Origin of the sequence: Kitasatospora sp. NPDC001547 (assembly GCF_042894165.1) — a bacterium.
Taxonomy (GTDB): domain Bacteria; phylum Actinomycetota; class Actinomycetes; order Streptomycetales; family Streptomycetaceae; genus Kitasatospora.
The window spans coordinates 188586-208342 of sequence record NZ_JBIAVL010000004.1 but is presented as its reverse complement, the minus strand read 5'-3'; the positions used below and the strand labels follow the sequence as shown (position 1 = coordinate 208342).

Genomic DNA, 19757 nt, shown 5'->3' with positions numbered 1-19757 from the left:
GATCATCACGACGCCCCCAGTTCCTTGTTGATGAAGTCCAGAACCTCGTCGGCCGAGGCTTCGTTGAGCTGTCCGGCCACGGTCTGCCGGGTGACGGCGGCGCCGCCATCCTCCGCGCCGGTCCCGGGGGCGCCGCGCCGCATCCACCGGGACAGCAGGGTCTGCATGCGCTCGGTGATGTCCTGGCGCGCGTCGGCTCCCCCGTCGACGGAGTCCAGTTCGGCAGCCAGCCGCTCCAGGGTCTCCAGCACCGGATCGCCGTCGTCCGCTCCGCCGGTGCCGACCAGCTCACCTCGTACGTAGTCCGCGAGGGCGGTGGCGTTCGGGTGGTCGAAGACCATCGTGGAGGCCAGCTTGACACCGAGCACCTTGGAGAGGCGGTTCCGCAGCTCGACCGCTCCGACCGAGTCGAAGCCCAGCTCCTTGAACGCGCGTTGCGGCAGCACGTCGTCCGCCGACTCGTGGCCGAGGACCGCGGCCGCGTGACCCCGCACCAGGTCGGTCAGGACCTGACGCTGCTCAGCGACCGGCATGCCGGCCAACCGGCCCGCCCACTCGCCGACTTCCTCGGTCGCGGACTCGACGGCGGCCTCGGCGGCCAGGACGGCACGCACCTCGGGAAGGTCCGCCAGCAGACGGCTCGCCCGGTGCAGGGTGTACGTCGGCACGAACTGCGACCAGTCGAAACCGGCCACCACCATCGCACCCTCACCCGCGTCCAGGACCTGACCCAACGCCAGCATGCCCCGACGCCCGTCGATACCCTCCATCCCGAACTCACGCAACCGCTCACCACCCGAGCTCGCGGCCATACCGACACCGGACCACAGACCCCACGCGACCGACGAGGCCACCAGACCCCGGGAACGACGGTCCGCCACCAACGCGTCCAGATGCGCGTTCGCCGCCGCGTAACCACCCAGGCCACCACTGCCCCACACACCCGCACCCGACGAGAACAACACGAACGCGTCCAGATCCCGACCCGCCGTCAACTCGTCCAACACCATCGCGCCACCGACCTTCGCCGACAGCAACCGCGACAGCTCGGCCACCGACAGCTGCTCCACCGGTGTCCTGCCGCCCGTTCCGGCCGAGTGGACCACCGACGACAACGCCGGGCCCGTAGCGTCGATCGAGTCGAGCAGGCCTGCCACGGAGGCCCGGTCGGCGACGTCGCACGCCACCACCTGCACCGCCGAACCACGAGCCGCGATCGACGCCGCCAACTCCGCCACACCGGCGGCACCCGGACCCGAACGGGACGTCAGCACCACCCGCGACGCACCACGATCCGCCACCCACTGGGCGGTGATCGTACCCACACCACTCGTACCGCCCGTCACCAGCACCGAACCACGCGGCGACCACACCTCACGCACGACCGGACGGCCAGCACGCACCAACCGCCGCGCCACCACCCCGCCCGCACGCACCGCCACCTGATCCTCATCGCCGACCAGCACAGACACCAACCGCGCACCGACGCGGGCGTCCACCACAGCAGGAAGATCGACCAACCCGCCCCAGCGACCCGCCAACTCCAACGCCGCCACGGCACCCAGACCCCACACCTGCGCCTGCACCGGCCGCACCACATCACCCGCGACCGCACCCACCGCACCCCGCGTGACCACCCACAGCGGAGCGGACACACCAAGCCGGCCAAGCTCCCGAACCAGCGCGAGCGTGTCAGCACCACCACGCGACACCCACGGGAACGCCCCCACCGGCGACTCATCCAACGCCAGCAGCGACACCACACCCCGCAGATCGGAGCACGCGGCCACAGTCTGACCGATCCGGTCAGGACGATCCGCAGTGACGACATCGGCACCGTGATCCGCCAACGCCTTCGCCACGACGCCCGCATCGGCGCCGTCCCCGACCAGCAGCCACGTTCCGGCCAGGACCCCGCCGGACTCGCTCACCGGCACCCACGACACCCGGTACCGCCAGCCCTCGACCGCCGACCCAGCCCGCTCACGGCGCCGCCAGTCGGCCAGCGCCGGCAGCACCTCGCCCAACCGGTCACCATCGATGTTCAACACCGCCGCCAGGCCGTCGGCGTCCCCGCCCTCGACCGCCGCCCAGAACTCGGCATCGACGACGGAACCCTCGGCAACCTCGGCCACCGCCTCCGGCCAGTAGTGACGGTGCTCGAACGCATACGTCGGCAGGTCCACCGTCGAACCACCGCCCACGAGCCCAGCCCAGTCGACGGGAAGTCCCCGCACATAGGCCTCGGCGAACGACGTCAGCAGACGCTGCGCGCCACCCTCGTCACGTCGCAGCGTGCCCACGACGACCGGAGAGCGCTCCTCCAGGCTGTCACCGATCGCCGGGGTCAGCACCGGATGCGGCGACACCTCCAGGAACACACCGTGCCCCGCATCGGCGAGGATCCGCACGGCGCGGTCGAACTCCACCGTCTCCCGAAGCGACGCGTACCAGTACGCCGGGTCCAGCTCGGGGCCGGACAGCCACGCGCCGGTCAACGCGGACACCATCGGGACCTGCGCCTCACGAGGCCGGATCCCGTCAAGAACGGACAGGATCCCCTCACGCAGCTCATCCACGTGCGCGCTGTGCGACGCGTAGTCCACCGGAATCATCCGAGCACGCGGCGAATCCCCACACGACTCGGCGAGCTCGCGCAGCGCATCCGCGTCACCGGACACGACCGTCGCCGACGGACCGTTCACCGCCGCAACCGACAGCCGGGAACCGTACGAAGCGATCCGGGCGCGGACACCGTCCACCGGCTCCGCGACCGACAACATCCCACCACGACCGGCCAGCACCTTAAGGGTCCTGCTCCGCAGAGCCACCACCTTCGCGGCATCGTCCAGGGACAGAATCCCGGCCACCGCCGCGGCGGCGATCTCACCCTGTGAGTGGCCGACCACCGCATCGGGAGCGACACCGGCCGCCTCCCACACCGCGGCCAGCGACACCATCACCGCCCACAGCGCCGGCTGCACCACATCGGCGGCCTCAAAACCATGGCGCCCAGCCAGCACATCGTCCAACTGCCAATCCACATAAGGCGCCAGAGCCGCAGCACACTCCGCCAACCTCGCCGCGAACACCGGCGACGACGCGGCCAACTCGCGACCCATCCCGACCCACTGACTCCCCTGACCGGGGAAGACGAACACCGTCCGCCCCACACCACCAGGAGCCACCGACCCCGTCACCACACCCGCCGCCGGCTGACCCATCGCCACCGCCGCCAGACGCTCCGCGAACTCGCTCCGCTCGCCGCCCAGCACGACGGCCCGGTGCTCCAGCGCCGCACGCGTCGTCGCCAGCGACCACGCCACATCGCCGACCGACAACTCCGGCCGCGCCAGCACATGTTCACGCAGCCGACCGGCCTGACCCGCCAGCGCCACCGCGCTACGACCGGACACCACCCACGCCTGGGGCCCGCTCTCCACAGCCGGGGCGGGAGCCGGGTCACTCGCGTCGAGAGCGGCCGGGGCCTCTTCGATGATCACGTGCGCGTTGGTGCCGCTGATCCCGAACGCCGACACGCCCGCCCGGCGCGGCCGCTCACCCGCCGGCCACTGCACCGCCTCCTGCAGCAGACGGACGTTGCCCGCCTCCCAGTCCACGTGCGAGGACGGCTCGTCCGCGTGCAGGGTCTTCGGCAGCACACCGGCCCGCAGTGCCATCACCATCTTGATCACACCCGCCACACCCGCGGCCTGCTGCGCGTGCCCGATGTTCGACTTCACCGACCCCAGCCACAACGGCCGGTCCTCGAACCGCTCCTGGCCGTACGTCGCCAACAGCGCACCCGCCTCGATCGGGTCACCCAACTCCGTACCCGTCCCGTGCGCCTCGACCACGTCCACATCCGCCGCCGAGATCCGGGCGTTGGCCAACGCCGCACGGATCACCCGCCGTTGAGCCGGACCGTTCGGCGCCGTGAGACCGTTCGACGCACCGTCCTGGTTGATCGCGCAGCCGCGCACCAGGCCCAGGATCCGACGGCCCTTGCGCTGCGCCTCGGAGAGGCGCTCCAGCACGAGCATGCCCGCGCCCTCGCCGATGCCCATACCGTCGGCGCCCTCGCCGAAGGCCTTGCAGCGGCCGTCGGAGGCGAGCGCCCGCAGGCGCGAGAAGCCGACGAACTCGCCCGGGTCGGCCATCACCGTCACACCGCCGGCGAGAGCGACGTCGCACTCGCCCGATCGCAGCGCCTGCACCGCCTGGTGCAGCGCGACCAGGGACGACGAGCACGCCGTGTCCACCGTCACCGCCGGGCCCACCAGGCCCAGGGAGTACGAGATCCGGCCGGACAGCACGCTCAGCGCGTTCCCGGTGATCAGGTGCGCCTGGGCTCCCGCCTCGCCGCTCGCGGCGCCGATGTAGCCGGAGGAAGCCGCGCCGACGAAGACGCCGGTCGCCGAGCCGTGCAGCGACTTCGGGTCGATGCCGGCCCGCTCGACGGCCTCCCAGGACGTCTCCAGCAGCAGCCGCTGCTGCGGGTCCATCGCCAGCGCCTCACGCGGGCTGATCCCGAAGAACCCGGCATCGAACTCCGCAGCCCCGCTGAGGAATCCGCCTTCGACGACGTACGTCGAGCCCTCGGCGTCCGGGTCGGGGTCGAAGAGCGCGTCGACGTCCCAGCCGCGGTCCGCCGGGAACGCGCCGATCGCGTCGCCGCCCGCCTCCAGGAGCTCCCACAGCTCCTCCGGAGTCCGGACGCCACCGGGGTAGCGGCAGGCCATGCCGACGATCGCGATCGGATCGGTCGACACCGCCGCCGCCGTCACCGTCTGGTCCTCGTCCGAGTCCGACCCGAACAGCGCGGCCAGGATCTCATCCGCCAGCGCCGAGGCGCTCGGGTGGTCGAAGATCACCGTGGACGGCAGCCGGACGCCCACGGCCGCATTCAAGCGGTTGCGCAGGTCCACGGCGGTCAGCGAGTCGAAGCCCAGCTCGCGGAACGCCCGGCTCGCCATGATCTCGTCCGCCGAGTCGTGGCCCAGCACCGCGGCCGCCTGGGCCCGGACCAGCTCCACGACGCTCCGGCGCCGCTCGGCCACCGGCAGGCCCGCCAGGCGGGCGGCGAACTCGCTGCGCTGCTCGTCGACCGTACGAGGGGCGGTGTCCTCCTGCGCCTCGGGGATGGTGTCCAGCAGCGGACGCGGGCGCGCGGCCGTGAACACCGGCGCGAACTTCTCCCACTCCACATCCGCGACCGCGATGAACGTCTCGTCGTCCGCGAGGACCTCGGCGAGCGCGGTCAGCGCCCGCTGCGTGTCCAGGAAGTTCATGCCCTGCCGCAACAACCGGTGCGGGGTCACCCGGCCGGGCGCCTGGTCCATCACCGCGTCGACGGCGTCCCAGTCGCGGGTGTTCCACACACCCCACGCGATCGACGTCCCGGGCAGGCCACGGGCGCGACGGTCCTCGGCGAGCCCGTCCAGGAAGGAGTTGCCCGCCGCGTACGCGCCGTGGTCGTTGCTGCCCCAGGTGGCGGAGATCGAGGAGAACATCACGAACTCGTCGATGCCCAGGTCTGCCGTCGCCTCGTCCAGGTGGACAGCGCCGGCCGCCTTCGCACCGACCGCCAGGGCGAGCCCGTCGCGATCGGTGTCCTCCAGCCGTGCGAGGAACGGGGTGTTCGCCGAGTGCAGGACGGTGGACAGGCCGGGACCGGAGTCCTCGATCCACGACACCATCGCCATGACCTGCTCACGCACCGTCAGGTCGCACGACACGACCTCGACGGCCGAACCAGCCTGCGCCAGCGTGGCCGCGAGCGCCGCCGCCCCGGGCGCCGACGGGCCGGAGCGGGAGGTCAGAACGACCCTCGGCGCACCGTGCTCGGCCAGCCACGGACCGAGGACCACACCGATGGCACCCGAGCCGCCGGTCAGCAGGACGGTGCCGCGCGGCGACCAGTCCTCCGACTCGACGCGACGGGCCTCCGCCCGTACCAGCCTGCGCAGGAACACCCCGGATGGCCGCACCACGACCTGGTCCTCCCGGCCGTCTGCGAACACACCGACCAGACGGACCGCGGCATCGGCGTCCACGACCGGCGGCAGGTCGACCAGACCGCCCCAGCGGTCCGCATGCTCCAGGCCGACCGTACGGCCGAGACCCCAGACCTGGGTCTGCACCGGGCTCGTCGTCACCTCGTCCGGGCCGACGGCCACCGCGCCCCGGGTCAGCACCCACAGCGGAGCGGTGGCCCCGGCCCGACCCAACGCCTGCACCAGCTCGACGGTCTCCGCCAGCCCGCGCTGAACCAGCGGGTGGTCGGCGAGCAGCGGGCTCGGGCGGTGCAGGGTGAAGGCGGGCGCGAAGGTCCGCCAGTCCACGTCGGCGATGGTGACGAGCGCGTCGCGCCCGTCCATCGCCTGGCCGAGCGCCCGGACGGCGGTGCCCGGGTCCAGGACGCCCAGGCCGTGCCGGACGGAGGACTGCGCGGTGGCGCCGCCGTCGGCCCAGGGGCCCCAGGCGACCGAGGTGGCGACCTGTCCGCGGGCGCGGCGCTGCTCGGCGAGGGCGTCGACGAAGGCGCTGCCCATGGCGTAGCCGGGTACCAGGGCGCTGCCCCAGGTCGCGGCGACGGAGGAGAACAGGACGAAGTCGTCCAGGTCGAGGTCGGCGGTCAGTTCGTCGAGCCAGCGGGCGCCGGCCGACCGGGCGCCGGCGACGGCGGCGAGTTCCTCCGCGGTGGTGTCGGCGACGGCGGTGGCCTGTCCGGCGCCGACGGCGTGCACGACGCCGCGCAGGGCGGGGCCGCCGTCGGCGGTGATCTGCCGCAGCAGGCCGCCGAGTTCGGCGCGCCGGGTGGTGTCGCAGGCGGCGATGGACAGGGCGGCGCCCGAGGCGGCGACGTCGGCGGCGAGCCGGGCGACGTCGGCGGTCAGCGGCTCGCCGGCGGCGAGGACGACGCGTTCGGCGCCGCGCCCGGCGAGCCAGCGGCCGACCTCGGCGCCGATGGCGCTGGTGCCGCCGGTGACCAGGACGGTGCCGCGCCCGGGCCTGGGGGTGGCGGCGGCCGCGGCCGCTCGCACCAGGCGGCGGGCCAGGATGCCCTGCGGGCGCAGGGCCGTCTGGTCCTCGGCGACGGCGCCTGACAGCAGGGCGGCGAGCCGGGTGCCGGTGCGGTCGTCCCAGGCGTCGGCGGGCGGCAGGTCGACCAGTCCGCCCCAGTGCCCGGGGTGTTCGAGGCCGGTGACCCGGCCCAGTCCCCAGACCTGGGCCTGGAGGGGGCTGCCGCTCTCGCCGGGGCCGGTGGCCACGGCGCCGGAGGTGAGCACCCACAGCGGGGTGCCGGGAGCGCCGGCGCCGAGGTGCTGGATGAGGTCGAGGGTGGCGGCCACGCCCCGGGTCATGGTCGGGTGCCCCTGGTCCGGGGACTCGTCCAGGGCGAGCAGGGAGACCACGCCGGCGGGGGCCGGGTGAGCGGCGAGGGCGGCGCGGTCGGCGTCCGGCAGGGTGCGGACGTCGGCGGCGCCGTGCTCGGCCAGGGCCCGGGCGACGTTCCGGGCGGTCTCCGGGTCGGCATCCGCGCCGACCAGCAGCCAGGTGCCGGTCAGTTCCGGCGCTGCGGGGCGCTCGGCGACCCGGGTCCAGGTGATCCGGTAGCGCAGGCCGGTCAGCGCGTCGTCGGGCGCGGGGGCGGCGGGCCGGGCCGGTTCGGGCCAGTAGCGGCTGCGCTGGAAGGCGTAGGTGGGCAGTTCGACGAGGTGGCCGGGGCCGTGCACGGCCGCCCAGTCGACGGGTGCGCCGGCCACGTACGCGGTGGCGAGCGAGGTGAGCAGGCGTCGGGCGCCGCCGTCCAGGCGCCGCAGCGTGCCGGTGACGACCGCCGCCTCGCCGAGGGTGTCCCGGACGGCGCCGGTCAGCGCGGGGTGCCCGGACACCTCGACGAACATCCAGTGCCCGCTGTCGCCGAGGGTTCGTACGGCCTGTTCGAACTCGACGGTGCCGCGCAGGCTCGCGTACCAGTAGTGGGCGTCGAGTTCCCGACCGTCCTGCCACTGCCCGGTGTACGCGGAGACCAGCGGGACGACGGCCGCGCGGGGCTCGATGTCCGCGAGCGCGGCGAGGATCTCCTCCCGCAGTTCCTCGACCTGGGGGCTGTGCGAGGCGTAGGCGATCGGGACCCGGGTGGTGCGGCAGGTGGGCGGGCAGGCGGCCGCGAACGCGTCGAGCGCGTCGGGGTCGCCGGAGACCACGCAGGACCGGGGGCTGTTGACGGTGGCGAGCGAGAGCCTGCTCTCGAAGCCGGTGAGCCGTTCGCGCACCGTGTCGGCCGGTTCGGCGACGGACAGCATGCCGCCGCGTCCGTCCAGGGTCCGCAAGGCTCGGCTGCGCAGGGCGGCGACCTTCGCGCCGTCGGCGAGGGTGAGGGCGCCGGCGACGGTCGCTGCGGCGATCTCGCCCAGCGAGTGGCCGACGACGGCGTCCGGGACGACGCCCGCGGCCTGCCAGACCGCGGCCAGCGACACCGAGACCGCCCACACAGCGGGCTGGAGCACGTCGGCGGCGAGGAAGTCGTGCCGGCCGGCCAGGACGTCCGCGAGGTCCCAGTCGACGTACGGCGCGAGGGCGCGCGCGCACTCGGCGAGCCGCTCGCGGAAGACCGGTGAGTCCTCGGCGAGTTCACGGCCCATGCCGATCCACTGGCTGCCGTGGCCGGGGAAGACGAACACGGTGCGGCCGGCGCCGCCGGGCGCGACGGAGCCGGTGACCGCATCGGCCGCGGACTGTCCGGTGGCCACCGCCGCGAGGGCGGGCAGCAGTTCGGCGTGGTCCGCGCCCACGACCACGGCGCGGTGCTCCAGCGCCGGGCGTGTGGTGGCGAGGGACCAGGCCGTGTCGCCGACCGGCAGCTCGGGGCGGGCCAGCGCGAACTCGCGCAGTCGGCCCGCCTGGGCGGCGAGGGCACGCGGATCGCGGGCGCCGACCGGCCAGGCGACCGGTCCGCCGGACAGCACCGGCGCGGGGCCGGCCTCCGCCGTCCCGGGTTCGGGGCGGGCGGGCGGTTCCTCGATGATGACGTGGGCGTTGGTGCCGCTGACGCCGAAGCTGGAGACGCCCGCTCGGCGGGGCCGCTCGCCGTCCGGCGCCCAGTCGACGGACCGATGCAGCAGAGCGACGTGGCCGGCCGACCAGTCGACGTGGGAGGACGGGGTGTCGGCGTGCAGCGTGCGCGGCAGCTGCCCGTGCCGCAGGGCCAGGACGACCTTCATGATCCCGGCGATGCCGGCGGCGGCCTGGGTGTGGCCGATGTTGGACTTGACCGAGCCCAGCCACAGCGGCCGGTCCGCGGGCCGGTCCTGGCCGTAGGTCGCGAGCAGGGCCTGGGCCTCGATCGGGTCGCCCAGTTCGGTGCCGGTGCCGTGCGCCTCGACGGCGTCCACGTCGGCGGGGGCGAGTCCGGCGCTGGCCAGCGCGGCGCGGATCACCCGCTGCTGGGAGGGGCCGCTGGGGGCGGTGAGCCCGTTGGACGCGCCGTCCTGGTTGACGGCGCTGCCGCGGACCAGGGCCAGCACCCGGTGGCCGTTGCGGTGGGCGTCGGAGAGCCGTTCGACCGCGAGGACGCCGACGCCTTCGGCCATGCCCATGCCGTCGGCGCCGGTCCCGAAGGCCTTGCACCGGCCGTCGGCCGCCAGGCCGCGCTGCTGGGAGAAGCCGACCAGGTCGCGCGGGGTGGGCATCACGGTGACGCCGCCGACCAGGGCGAGGTCGCACTCGCCGGCCCGCAGTGCCTGGGCGGCGGAGTGCAGGGCGACCAGGGACGAGGAGCAGGCCGTGTCGACGGTGAAGGCGGGGCCCTCCAGGCCGAGGAGATAGGAGACCCGGCCGGACAGCACGCTGGTGGCGACGCCGATCATGGCCTGGCCCTCCTGGCGGTGGCCGGCCTGGTCGGCGGCACCCGCGATGAGGTGGTCGTAGCCGGAGCCGAAGCCGCCGACGAACACCCCGGTACGGCTGCCGCGCAGGCCGGTGGGGTCGATGCCGCCGCGTTCCAGGGTCTCCCACACGACCTCCAGCAGCAGCCGCTGCTGCGGGTCCATGGTGACCGCTTCGCGCGGGCTGATACCGAAGAACCCGGCGTCGAACTCGGCGGCCTCGTGCAGGAAGCCGCCTTCGCGGGCGTAGAGGGTGCCGGGCCGGTCGGCTGCGGGGTCGTAGAGGGCGGCCAGGTCCCAGCCGCGGTCGGTGGGCAGGCCGGTGATGGCGTCCCGGCCGGAGTCGAGCAGCTGCCACAGCTGCTCGGGGGTGTGGATGCCGCCGGGCAGGCGGCAGCCCATGGCGACGATCGCGACCGGGTCGGCGAGGTCCGGTGCGGCGGCGCGTGGAGCGGCCGGGGCGGCGGCGACCGCTCCGCCGTCGACCAGTCGGGCACGCAGGTGCGCGGCGAGCACCTGCGGGTCCGGGTGGTCGTACAGCAGGGTGGCGGGCAGCGGCAGGCCGGCGGCGGTGCTGAGCCGGTTGCGCAGTTCGACCGAAGTGAGGGAGTCCAGGCCGAGTTCGCTGAAGGCGCGGCCGGGCTCGATGTCCGCGGCAGAGGCGTACCCCATCACGGTGGCCGCCTCCTCCCGGATCAGGTCGCAGAGCAGCCGGTCCTGCGCTTCGGCGGAGGTCGACGCGGCCAGCCGGGTGGCCAGCAGGTGCTCCGAGTCGGCGGCGAGCGGCGCCGCGTCGGCGGACCCGGCGGACCCGGCCGCGTCGGCGGCCCGGATCTCGGGCATGTCGCGCATCAGCGGGGCGCGGCGCAGCTGTTCGGGGCCGCGGGCGGTGGCCATCGCGGCGAAGTCGACGGCCATCAGCGACAGCACGGCCAGTCGCGGATCCTGGTCCTCGACGGCGGCGGCGAGAGCGCGGACGGCGTCCTCGGGCTCCATCAGGACTTCCCACTTGTTGCGGGCGAGCCGTCGGCGGGCGCCTTCGCTGGCCTCGCCGACACCGCCGCCCGCCCACGGACCCCAGGCCAGCGAGGTGGCGGGCAGGCCGCGGGAGCGGCGCTGCTCGGCGAGGGCGTCCAGGTAGGCGTTGGCCGCGGCGTAGTTGCCCTGGCCGCCGTTGCCGAAGGTGGCGGAGATGGAGGAGCAGAGGACGAAGGCGTCGAGTTCCAGGTGGGCGGTCAACTCGTCCAGGTGGGCGGCTCCGCCGGCCTTGCCGTCGAAGGTGTGGGCCAGGCGGGCGGCGTCCAGCCGGTCCAGGACGCCGTCGTCCAGGGCACCGGCGGCGTGCAGCACGACGGACAGCTCCGGCCCGGTGGCGGCGATCCGGTCGAGCACTGCGGCGAGCGCGGGGCGCTCGGCGGTGTCGCAGGCAAGGACGTCCACGGCGGCGCCGGCGGCGGCGAGTTCGGCGGCGAGGGTCGCGGTGCCGGCGGCGGCGGGGCCGGAGCGGCTGGTCAGGACGAGGCGGCGGGCGCCGCGCTCGTGGGCGAGCCAGCGGGCGACGTGGCCACCGATGTGGCCGGTGCCGCCGGTGACGAGGACGGTGCCGCGGGGGACGAGCGGCCGCCGGTCGGCGGGGCGGGGCGGCTTGGGGGCGTGGGCGAGGCGGCGCGGGCGCAGGCCGTCGGTGCGCAACGCGACCTCGTTCTCGTCGCGGGCGGCGAGGACGGCGGCCAGGCGGGCGGCAGCCCGCTCGTCCCATGTCCCGGGCAGGTCGACCAGCCCGCCCCAGCGGTCGGGGTGTTCGGCGGCAACGGTCCGCCCGAGGGCCCAGACGGGCGCCTGCCGGGGGTCGGCGGCGCCGGTGCCGGGATCGGTGGTGACGGCGCCGGCGGTCAGGACCCACAGCGGGGCACCGACGGTGGCGTCACCGAGGGCCTGGACCAGGGCCAGGGTGGCGGCGAGGCCGCGGGCCACGGTGGGGTGGGCAGCGAGCGAGCCGGTGTCGAGAGCCAGCAGGGAGAGCACGCCGGCGGGCCGGGCGCCGTCCAGCGCGGCGGTGATCCGCCGCGCGTAGTCGCCGCGGTCGGCGTCGGCGGTATCCAGCTCGACGGTGACGGTCCGGGCGCCGCGGTCGGCGAGGGACGCGGCGCTCGGGTGTACGGAGTGTCCGGCAGGCGTGAACACCAGCCAGGTGCCGGTGAGCAGGGCGGGGGCGGGCTCGGGGGCGTGGACCCACTCGGCGACGAACCGCCAGTCGTCGGTGGGGTCGGCGGCGGGGCCCTGGGCTGTGGCCGCGGCCGCCGCCGGGCGGACGTCCGGCCAGAAGCGGCGGTGCTGGAAGGCGTACGTGGGCAGTTCGACGCACCGCGGGGCCGCGGAGGTGGGCAGCACGGCGGTCCAGTCGACCGGCAGACCGTGGACGTACGCGGTGCCGAGGGAGCGCAGCAGCCGCTCGGCGCCGTCGTCGTCACGGCGCACCGTATCGATCACCAGCGGGTCGGGCAGGTCGCCGCGCCCGGCCAGCACCTCCTGGACGGCGGGCAGCAGCACCGGATGCGCGGAGACCTCGACGAAGGTCCGGTGGCCGGTGGCCGCGAGGGCTTCGACTGCCTCGCCGAAGCGGACGGTGTTCCGGACGTTGGCGTACCAGTACTGCGGTCCCAGCTCCTCGCCGTCCACCACGCGTCCGTGGACGGTGGAGAACAGCGGGACGCCGGCGGGGCGCGGCCGGATGCCGGCCAGCAACTGCGGCAGCGCGTCCTCCAGCGGCTCGCACAGCCGCGAGTGCGCCACGAAGTCCGTGACCGGCACCCGCCAGCGCATCGCCTTGCGCTTGCGCAACACCCGTTCGAACTCGACGAGCGCGTCCGGCTCGCCGGAGACGACGGTCGCGGCGGGGGCGTTGACGGCTGCCACGGCGAGCCGGTCGCCGAAGGGTTCCAGGAGTTCGCGCACCAGCTCGACGGGCAGCACCACCGAGAGCATGCCGCCCTGGACGCGCAGACCGGTCAGCGCGGCGGCGCGGACGGCGACGACACGGGCGGCGTCGTCCAGGGTCAGCGCGCCGGCGACGGTGGCCGCCGCGATCTCGCCCTGGGAGTGGCCCACCACCGCGTCCGGCGTGACACCAGCCGCCTCCCACACCGCGGCCAGCGAGACCATCACGGCCCACAGCAGCGGCTGCATCACGGCGGCCCCGTCGGGCGCGGGGGCGCCCGGCGCGCCGGCGAGCACGGCGTGCGGGTCCCAGTCGACGTAAGGGCGCAGGGCCTGCGCGCACTCGGCGAAGCGGGCCGCGAACACCGGCGACTGGGCCGACAGCCGCCGGCCCATCCCCTCCCACTGGCTACCCTGGCCGGGGAAGACGAACACCGTCCGGCCCTCGCGGGCGGCACTCTCACCGACGAGGACGTGGTCGGCGGCCTCGCCGGCCATCACGACGGCCAGGCCCCCGGTGAGTGCGGCGCGGTCGGAGCCGACGACCACGGCGCGGTGCTCGAAGGGGCTACGGGTGGTGGCGAGTGACCAGGCCACGTCGCCGAGCGGCGGCGTGTCGGCAGCGAGGGCGTACGCGTGCAGGCGCCCGGCCTGGGCGGCCAGGGCGTCCCGGCCGCGAGCGGTGACCGGCCAGGCGGTGACGCCTGTGCCGGCGGTGAGCAGCGCCGCTCCGGCGGGCGCCGCCGGTTCGTCCCGCGCCGCGTCCACGGCGGCGGGGAGTTGCTCGGGGGCCTGCTCGATGAGGACGTGCACGTTGGTGCCGCTCATTCCGAAGGCGGAGACGCCGGCGCGCCGCGGCGCGTCGTGCGGGGTCGTCCAGGGCCGCTGCTCGGTCAGCAGCCGGACCGCACCGGACTCCCAGTCGATCTCCCGGGAGGGCTCGTCGGCGTGCAGGGTGCGCGGCAGCGTCCCGTGCCGCATCCCGAGCACCATCTTGATGAGCCCGGCGAGGCCGGCGGCGGTCTGGGTGTGGCCGATGTTGGACTTGGCGGAGCCGAGCCACAGCGGACGGTCCGCCGGCCGGTCCTGGCCGTAGGTGGCCAGCAGGGCGTGGGCCTCGACGGGATCGCCGAGGGGGGTTCCGGTGCCGTGCGCCTCCACCGCGTCGACCTGGCCCGGCATCAGGCCCGAGGCCTCCAGGGCTGCCCGGATCACCCGCTGCTGGGAGAGCCCGCTGGGCGCGGTCAGGCCGTTGGAGGCGCCGTCCTGGTTGACGGCGGTGCCCCGCACGACCGCCAGGACGGGGTGGCCGAGGCGCCGGGCGTCGGAGAGCCGTTCGACAGCGATGGTCGCGGCGCCCTCGGACAGGCCCATGCCGTCGGCGGCGGCCGCGAAGGGCTTGCACCGGCCGTCGGCCGCCAGGCCGCGCTGCCGGGAGAAGCCGACCAGTTGGCTGGGGGTGGACATCACCATCACGCCGCCGACCAGGGCGAGTTCGCACTCGCCGGCGCGCAGTGCCTGACCCGCCAGGTGCAGGGCGACCAGGCCGGAGGAGCAGGCGGTGTCGATGGTGAGGGCGGGGCCCTCCAGGCCGAGGACGTAGGCGACGCGGCCGGAGATGATGCTGCTGGAGTGCCCGGTGACCAGGTAGCCCTCGGCCGCCGGGTCCCCGTCGGCCAGTCCGGCGCCGTAACCGGTCAGGGTGGCGCCGGCGAAGACGCCGACGGGGGTGCCACGCAGCGACTCGGGGGCGATGCCGGCCCGCTCCAGGGCCTCCCAGGAGGTCTCCAGCAGCAGTCGCTGCTGGGGGTCCATGGCGAGGGCCTCGCGCGGGTTGATGCCGAAGAAGGCGGCGTCGAACCCGGGGGCGTCGTAGAGGAAGCCGCCGCGGTAGGTGACGGACTTGCCCTGGCGGGTGGGGTCGGGGTCGTAGAGGTCGGGGTCCCAGCCGCGGTCGGTGGGCAAGCCCCCGATCACGTCGGCGCCGGAGGCGAGCAGACTCCAGTACTGGTCCGGGGTGGTGACCCCGCCGGGGAAGCGGCAGCCGATGCCGACGATGGCGAGCGGCTCGTCTGCGTCGGACACCGTGGTGCCCGGGGCCCGCGCGGGGGCGTCGGTGCCGGTGCCGAGGGCCGTCGCGGCGAGGTGGGCGCCGAGCGAGGCCGGGGTGGGGTGGTCGAAGACGATCGTGGACGGCAGCCGCAGGCCGGTGGCCGCGGCCAGCCGCTTGCGCAGCTCGACGGCGGTCAGCGAGTCGAAGCCCAGGTCGCGGAAGGCGCGGTGGCCGGCTATGTCGCCCGCGTCACGGTGGCCGAGGACGGCCGCGGCGTGACTGCGGACCAGGTCCGTGGCCAGGCGCTCGCGTTCGGGCACGCCGGCGGTGCCGCCCAGGGCGCGGGTGAAGTCGGTCCCCGGGGTGTCCGCCTCTGTGGCGGCAGCCGCGGACGCCCCGGTGGCGGCCGCGCCCCCATCGGAGGCCTGGCGGGCGGCGGGGATGTGGTCCAGTAGTGCGCTGCGGCGGGCCGCGGTGAAGACCGGCGCGAAGTCGGCCCAGGCCATGTCGGCCAGGGCGAGATAGGGCTCGGTGGCGCCGGTTCCGTCGGCGAGGACCCGGCCGAGCACGTCCAGCGCGCGGCCCGGCTCCAGGAAACGGGTGCCCTGCCGGCGCAGGACGTCGCCGGTGATGGTGGCCGGGCCGTTCGGGCCGAAGGCGTCCGGCGCCGACCAGTCGCGGGTGTCCCACACGCCCCAGCCGAGCGAGAGCGCGCCGGCGCCACGTGCCGCGCGCCGCTCGGCGAGCGCGTCGAGGTGGGCGTTGGCGGCGGCGTAGGCGCCGTGCTCGGCGCTGCCCCAGGCGGCGGCGATCGACGAGAAGAGGATGAACTCGTCGGCGTCGGTGACCAGTTCGTCGAGGTGATCGGCACCGGCCGCCTTGCCGGCCAGCGAGGCCTCCAGACCCGCGAGGTCGGTGTCGTCGAGGCGGGTGAGGTGGAAGGCGTTGGCCGCGTGCAGGACGGTGGACAGCCGCGGGCCGGTGGCGGCGATCCGGTCGAGCAGGGCGGCGAGCGCGGCGAGGTCGGCGAGGTCGCAGGCGACGACGTCGACGGCGGTGCCGCCCTCGGCGAGGGCGGCGGCGTGGGCCGCGAGCGCCGGGACCGGTCCCGAGCGGGTGGGCAGGACGAGGCGCTGGGCGCCGCGCTCGGCCAGCCAGGTGGTCAGGTGCGGGCCGATGGAGCCGGTGGCACCGGTGACGAGCACGGTGCCGCGCGGGGACCAGGCACGGCCCGATCCGGCCGCGGCCGTCCGGGGGGCGTGGACCAACCGCCGGGCGAAAGCCCCGGCGCGACGCAGTGCCACCTGGTCCTCGGCGCCGTCGGCGAGCACGGCGGCGAGCCGGGCGGCGGCCCGCTCGTCCCAGGCGTCGGCGGCCGGCAGGTCGACCAGTCCGCCCCAGCGGTCGGGGTGCTCCAGCGCGGCGACCCGGCCCAGTCCCCAGACCTGCGCCTGGACGGGCGCGGGCGGAGTGTCGTCGGGGGTGACCCGCACCGCGCTGCGGGTGAGTGCCCAGAGCGGGGCGTCGATCGCGGCGTCCCCAAGGGCCTGCACCAGGGCCAGGGTGGCGGCGGTGCCGTGCGGGACGGCGGGTGAGCCGGCCAGCGGGCGGGGGTCCAGCGCGAGCAGCGACAGCACGCCGGTCGGCTGCGCGGGTGTCCCGGGGAGCGCGGCGAGCGCGGCCGTGAGTTCGGCGGCGAGCTCGGTGCGCAACACCGCCTCGGTGCGCAGCACGACGGTCTCGGCGCCGTGCGCGGTCAGGGCCGCGACGTGGTCGGCAGGGTCTGTGTCCTGCCGGGTGACGACCAACCAGGTGCCGGTCAGAACGGGGGCGGCGAGGTCGAACGGCTCCCAGGCCGTGCGGTAGCGCCAGCCGTCGTCGCTGTCGGTGGCGACCGCCGTCGGCGCGGCCTCGGTCCGGCGGGGCCAGTAGCGGCTGCGCTGGAAGGCGTAGGTGGGCAGCTCGATCCGCTCGGCGCGGGGAAGGACGGTGGTCCAGTCCACCGGAGCACCCTGGACGTACGCCTCGCCGAGGGAGGCGAGCAGCCGCCGGTCCCCGCCGTCGTCGCGGCGCAGCGTGCCGATGACCACGGGGTCGCGGTCCGCGAGTTCGTCGCCGACAGCCATGGCCAGCACGGGGTGCGGGGACACTTCGACGAAGGTGTCGTGGCCGTCGTCGCCGAGCGTGCGGACGGCACGGGCGAACTCGACCGTTTCACGCAGGCTGGCGTACCAGTAGCCGGCGTCGAGTTCCGGCCCGACGAGCCACTGCCCGTTCATCGCGGAGATCATCGGGAGGCGGGCCTCGCGGGGCTCGATCTCCTCCAGGGCGGCGGTGATGCCCTCGCGCAGTTCCTCGACGTGCGCGCTGTGCGAGGCGTAGTCCACCGGCAGGACGCGGGTGCGCACCTCGGGGTGGCGCTTGGCGAGCTCCTGCAGCGCGGCCTGGTCCCCGGCGACCACCGTGGCCGACGGACCGTTGACGGCCGCCACCGACAGGCGGTCCCCGAAGGGCTCCAGCCAGCTGCGGACGGTGTCGGCCGCGCTGTCAACGGCCATCATCCCGCCGCGCCCGGCGAGGGCCGTCAGGATCCTGCTGCGCAGCGCGACGACTTTGGCCGCGTCGTCGAGGGACAGGATCCCGGCGACGACGGCGGCGGCGATCTCGCCCTGGGAGTGGCCCACCACCGCGTCCGGCGCGACACCGGCCGCCTCCCACACCGCGGCCAGCGACACCATCACCGCCCACAGCGCCGGCTGCACCACATCGGCTGCCTCGAAACCGTGCCGACCGGCCAGGACGTCGCTTAACTGCCAGTCCACGTACGGTGCCAGAGCATCAGCACACTCAGCGAGCCGCGCGGCGAACACCGGCGAGACCTCCGCCAGCTCACGCCCCATGCCGACCCACTGGCTGCCCTGACCGGGGAAGACGAACACCGTTCGGCCGGCGCCCTCGGCCCGGGTCTGTCCGGTCACGACGTCCGCCGCGGGCTTCCCAGCGGCGAGCGCGGCCAGGCCCTCGGCCGACGTGGGGTCCAGCACCACGGCGCGGTGCTCGAAGGCGGTGCGGGTGGTGGCGAGCGACCAGGCGACCTCGGCGGGCGCCGCCCCGGGCCGGGTAGCGAGGTGGGCGGAGAGCTTGCGGGCCTGCGCGGCCACGGCCTGCGGCGTCCGCCCGGACAGCACCCAGGCGCTCGCACCGGGCAGGACGGGCGGGGCGGACGTCTCGACGTCCTCGTCACCGGCCGGCTCCGTGGTCGGCGCCTGCGGCGCGGGCGCGTCCTCCAGCACCAGGTGCGCGTTGGTGCCGCTGATGCCGAACGCCGAGACCGCGGCGCGCCGCGGGGCGTCGTCCGAGCGCCGGGGCCAGTCCACCGGCTGCTGCAGCAGCCGCATCCGGCCCGCGGTCCAGTCGACGTACTCCGAGGGCTGCTCGGAGTACAAGGTGCGGGGCAGCACGCCGTGGTGCAGCGCCATCACCATCTTGATGACGCCCGCGACACCGGCCGCGGCCTGGGTGTGCCCGATGTTGGACTTCACCGACCCCAGCCACAGCGGCCGGTCGTCCGTGCGTCCCGCCGCCTGTCCGTAGGTCTCCAGCAGGGCCTGCGCCTCGATCGGATCGCCCAGCCGCGTGCCCGTTCCGTGCGCCTCCACGGCGTCCACGTCGGCCGCCGTCAGCTTCGCGTTGTCCAGGGCCGCCCGGATGACGACCCGCTGGGAGCTGCCGTTGGGCGCGGTCAGCCCGTTGGAGGCTCCGTCCTGGTTGACCGCGCTGCCGCTGATCACCGCGAGGACGGGGTGGTCGTTGCGCCGGGCGTCCGACAGCCGCTCCAGGACCACCATGCCGGCACCCTCGCCCCAGCCCGTTCCATCGGCGTCCGCCGAGAAGGGCTTGCAGCGGCCGTCGGCGGCCAGGCCCTGCTGGCGGGAGAACTCCCGGAACAGCACCGGCGAGGACATCAGGGTGGCGCCGCCCGCCAGGGCGAGGTCGCACTCCTTGGCGCGCAGTGCCTGCACCGCCAGGTGCAGCGCCACCAGGGAGGATGAGCAGGCGGTGTCCACGGTCACAGCCGGTCCGACCAGGCCGAGGGTGAAGGAGATCCGGCCGGAGAGCACGCTGTTGGCGGTGCCGGTGAGCAGGTGGCCAGTGGCGTCTGCGAAGTCCAGTGCCCCGTCGCTCCCGTAGGCCGCAGCGGAGGAGTAGACGCCGGTGAACACGCCGGTGCGGGACCCGTGGAGCGTGGACGGATCGATGCCGGCGCGCTCGACCGCCTCCCAGGAGGTCTCCAGCAGCAGCCGCTGCTGCGGGTCCATCGCCAACGCCTCACGCGGGCTGATCCCGAAGAACGCGGCGTCGAACTCGGCCGCCTCGTACAGGAATCCGCCCTCACGGGTGGTGGAACCGGGAAGGTCGGGCGAGTCGTACAGCGCCGCGGCGTCCCAGCCGCGGTCGGCCGGGAACCCGGCGACCGCGTCAATGCCGTCCGCGACCAGCCGCCACAGCGCCTCGGGACTGTCGACCCCGCCGGCATAGCGGCAGCCCATGCCGACGACGGCGATGGGCTCGTGCCTCAGCATCTGCAGTTCCGTCCGGGTACTGCGAAGCTTGGCGGTCACGACCTTGAGATAATCGCGAAGCTGCTGTTCGTCGGCCATGCCGGCTCTGCTCCCCCCGTAGTGAACTGCGCATCGACGTGCTGACCACATGCGCGTACGGCGGACGCGGCCCTTCACTGCTATACGTGTTTCTTCACGGTGCTGCTCCCGCCGCGCGGGCATGCGGAAGGCCGCGGCCGACCGCTCATCGCGGTGGCCGCGCTGCCTCCCGGCGCCCGGCGGTGGCTCCCGCACGCTCAGGCGCGGGATTCG

General features: G+C 75.1%; 1 protein-coding gene. It reads right to left on the bottom strand.

The features are described 5' to 3' along the window. Window positions 1–5 precede the first annotated feature (5 nt). A complete protein-coding gene (locus ACFY0X_RS09270) occupies window positions 6–19544 on the bottom strand; it encodes a type I polyketide synthase (protein ID WP_387751070.1) in 19539 nt (6512 codons plus the stop codon). Window positions 19545–19757 lie beyond the last annotated feature (213 nt).

What these genes read in the sequence shown, in the direction of transcription:
- ACFY0X_RS09270 (WP_387751070.1), bottom strand. Translation starts at nt 19,544, where the DNA reads ATGGCCGACGAACAGCAGCTTCGCGATTATCTCAAGGTCGTGACCGCC.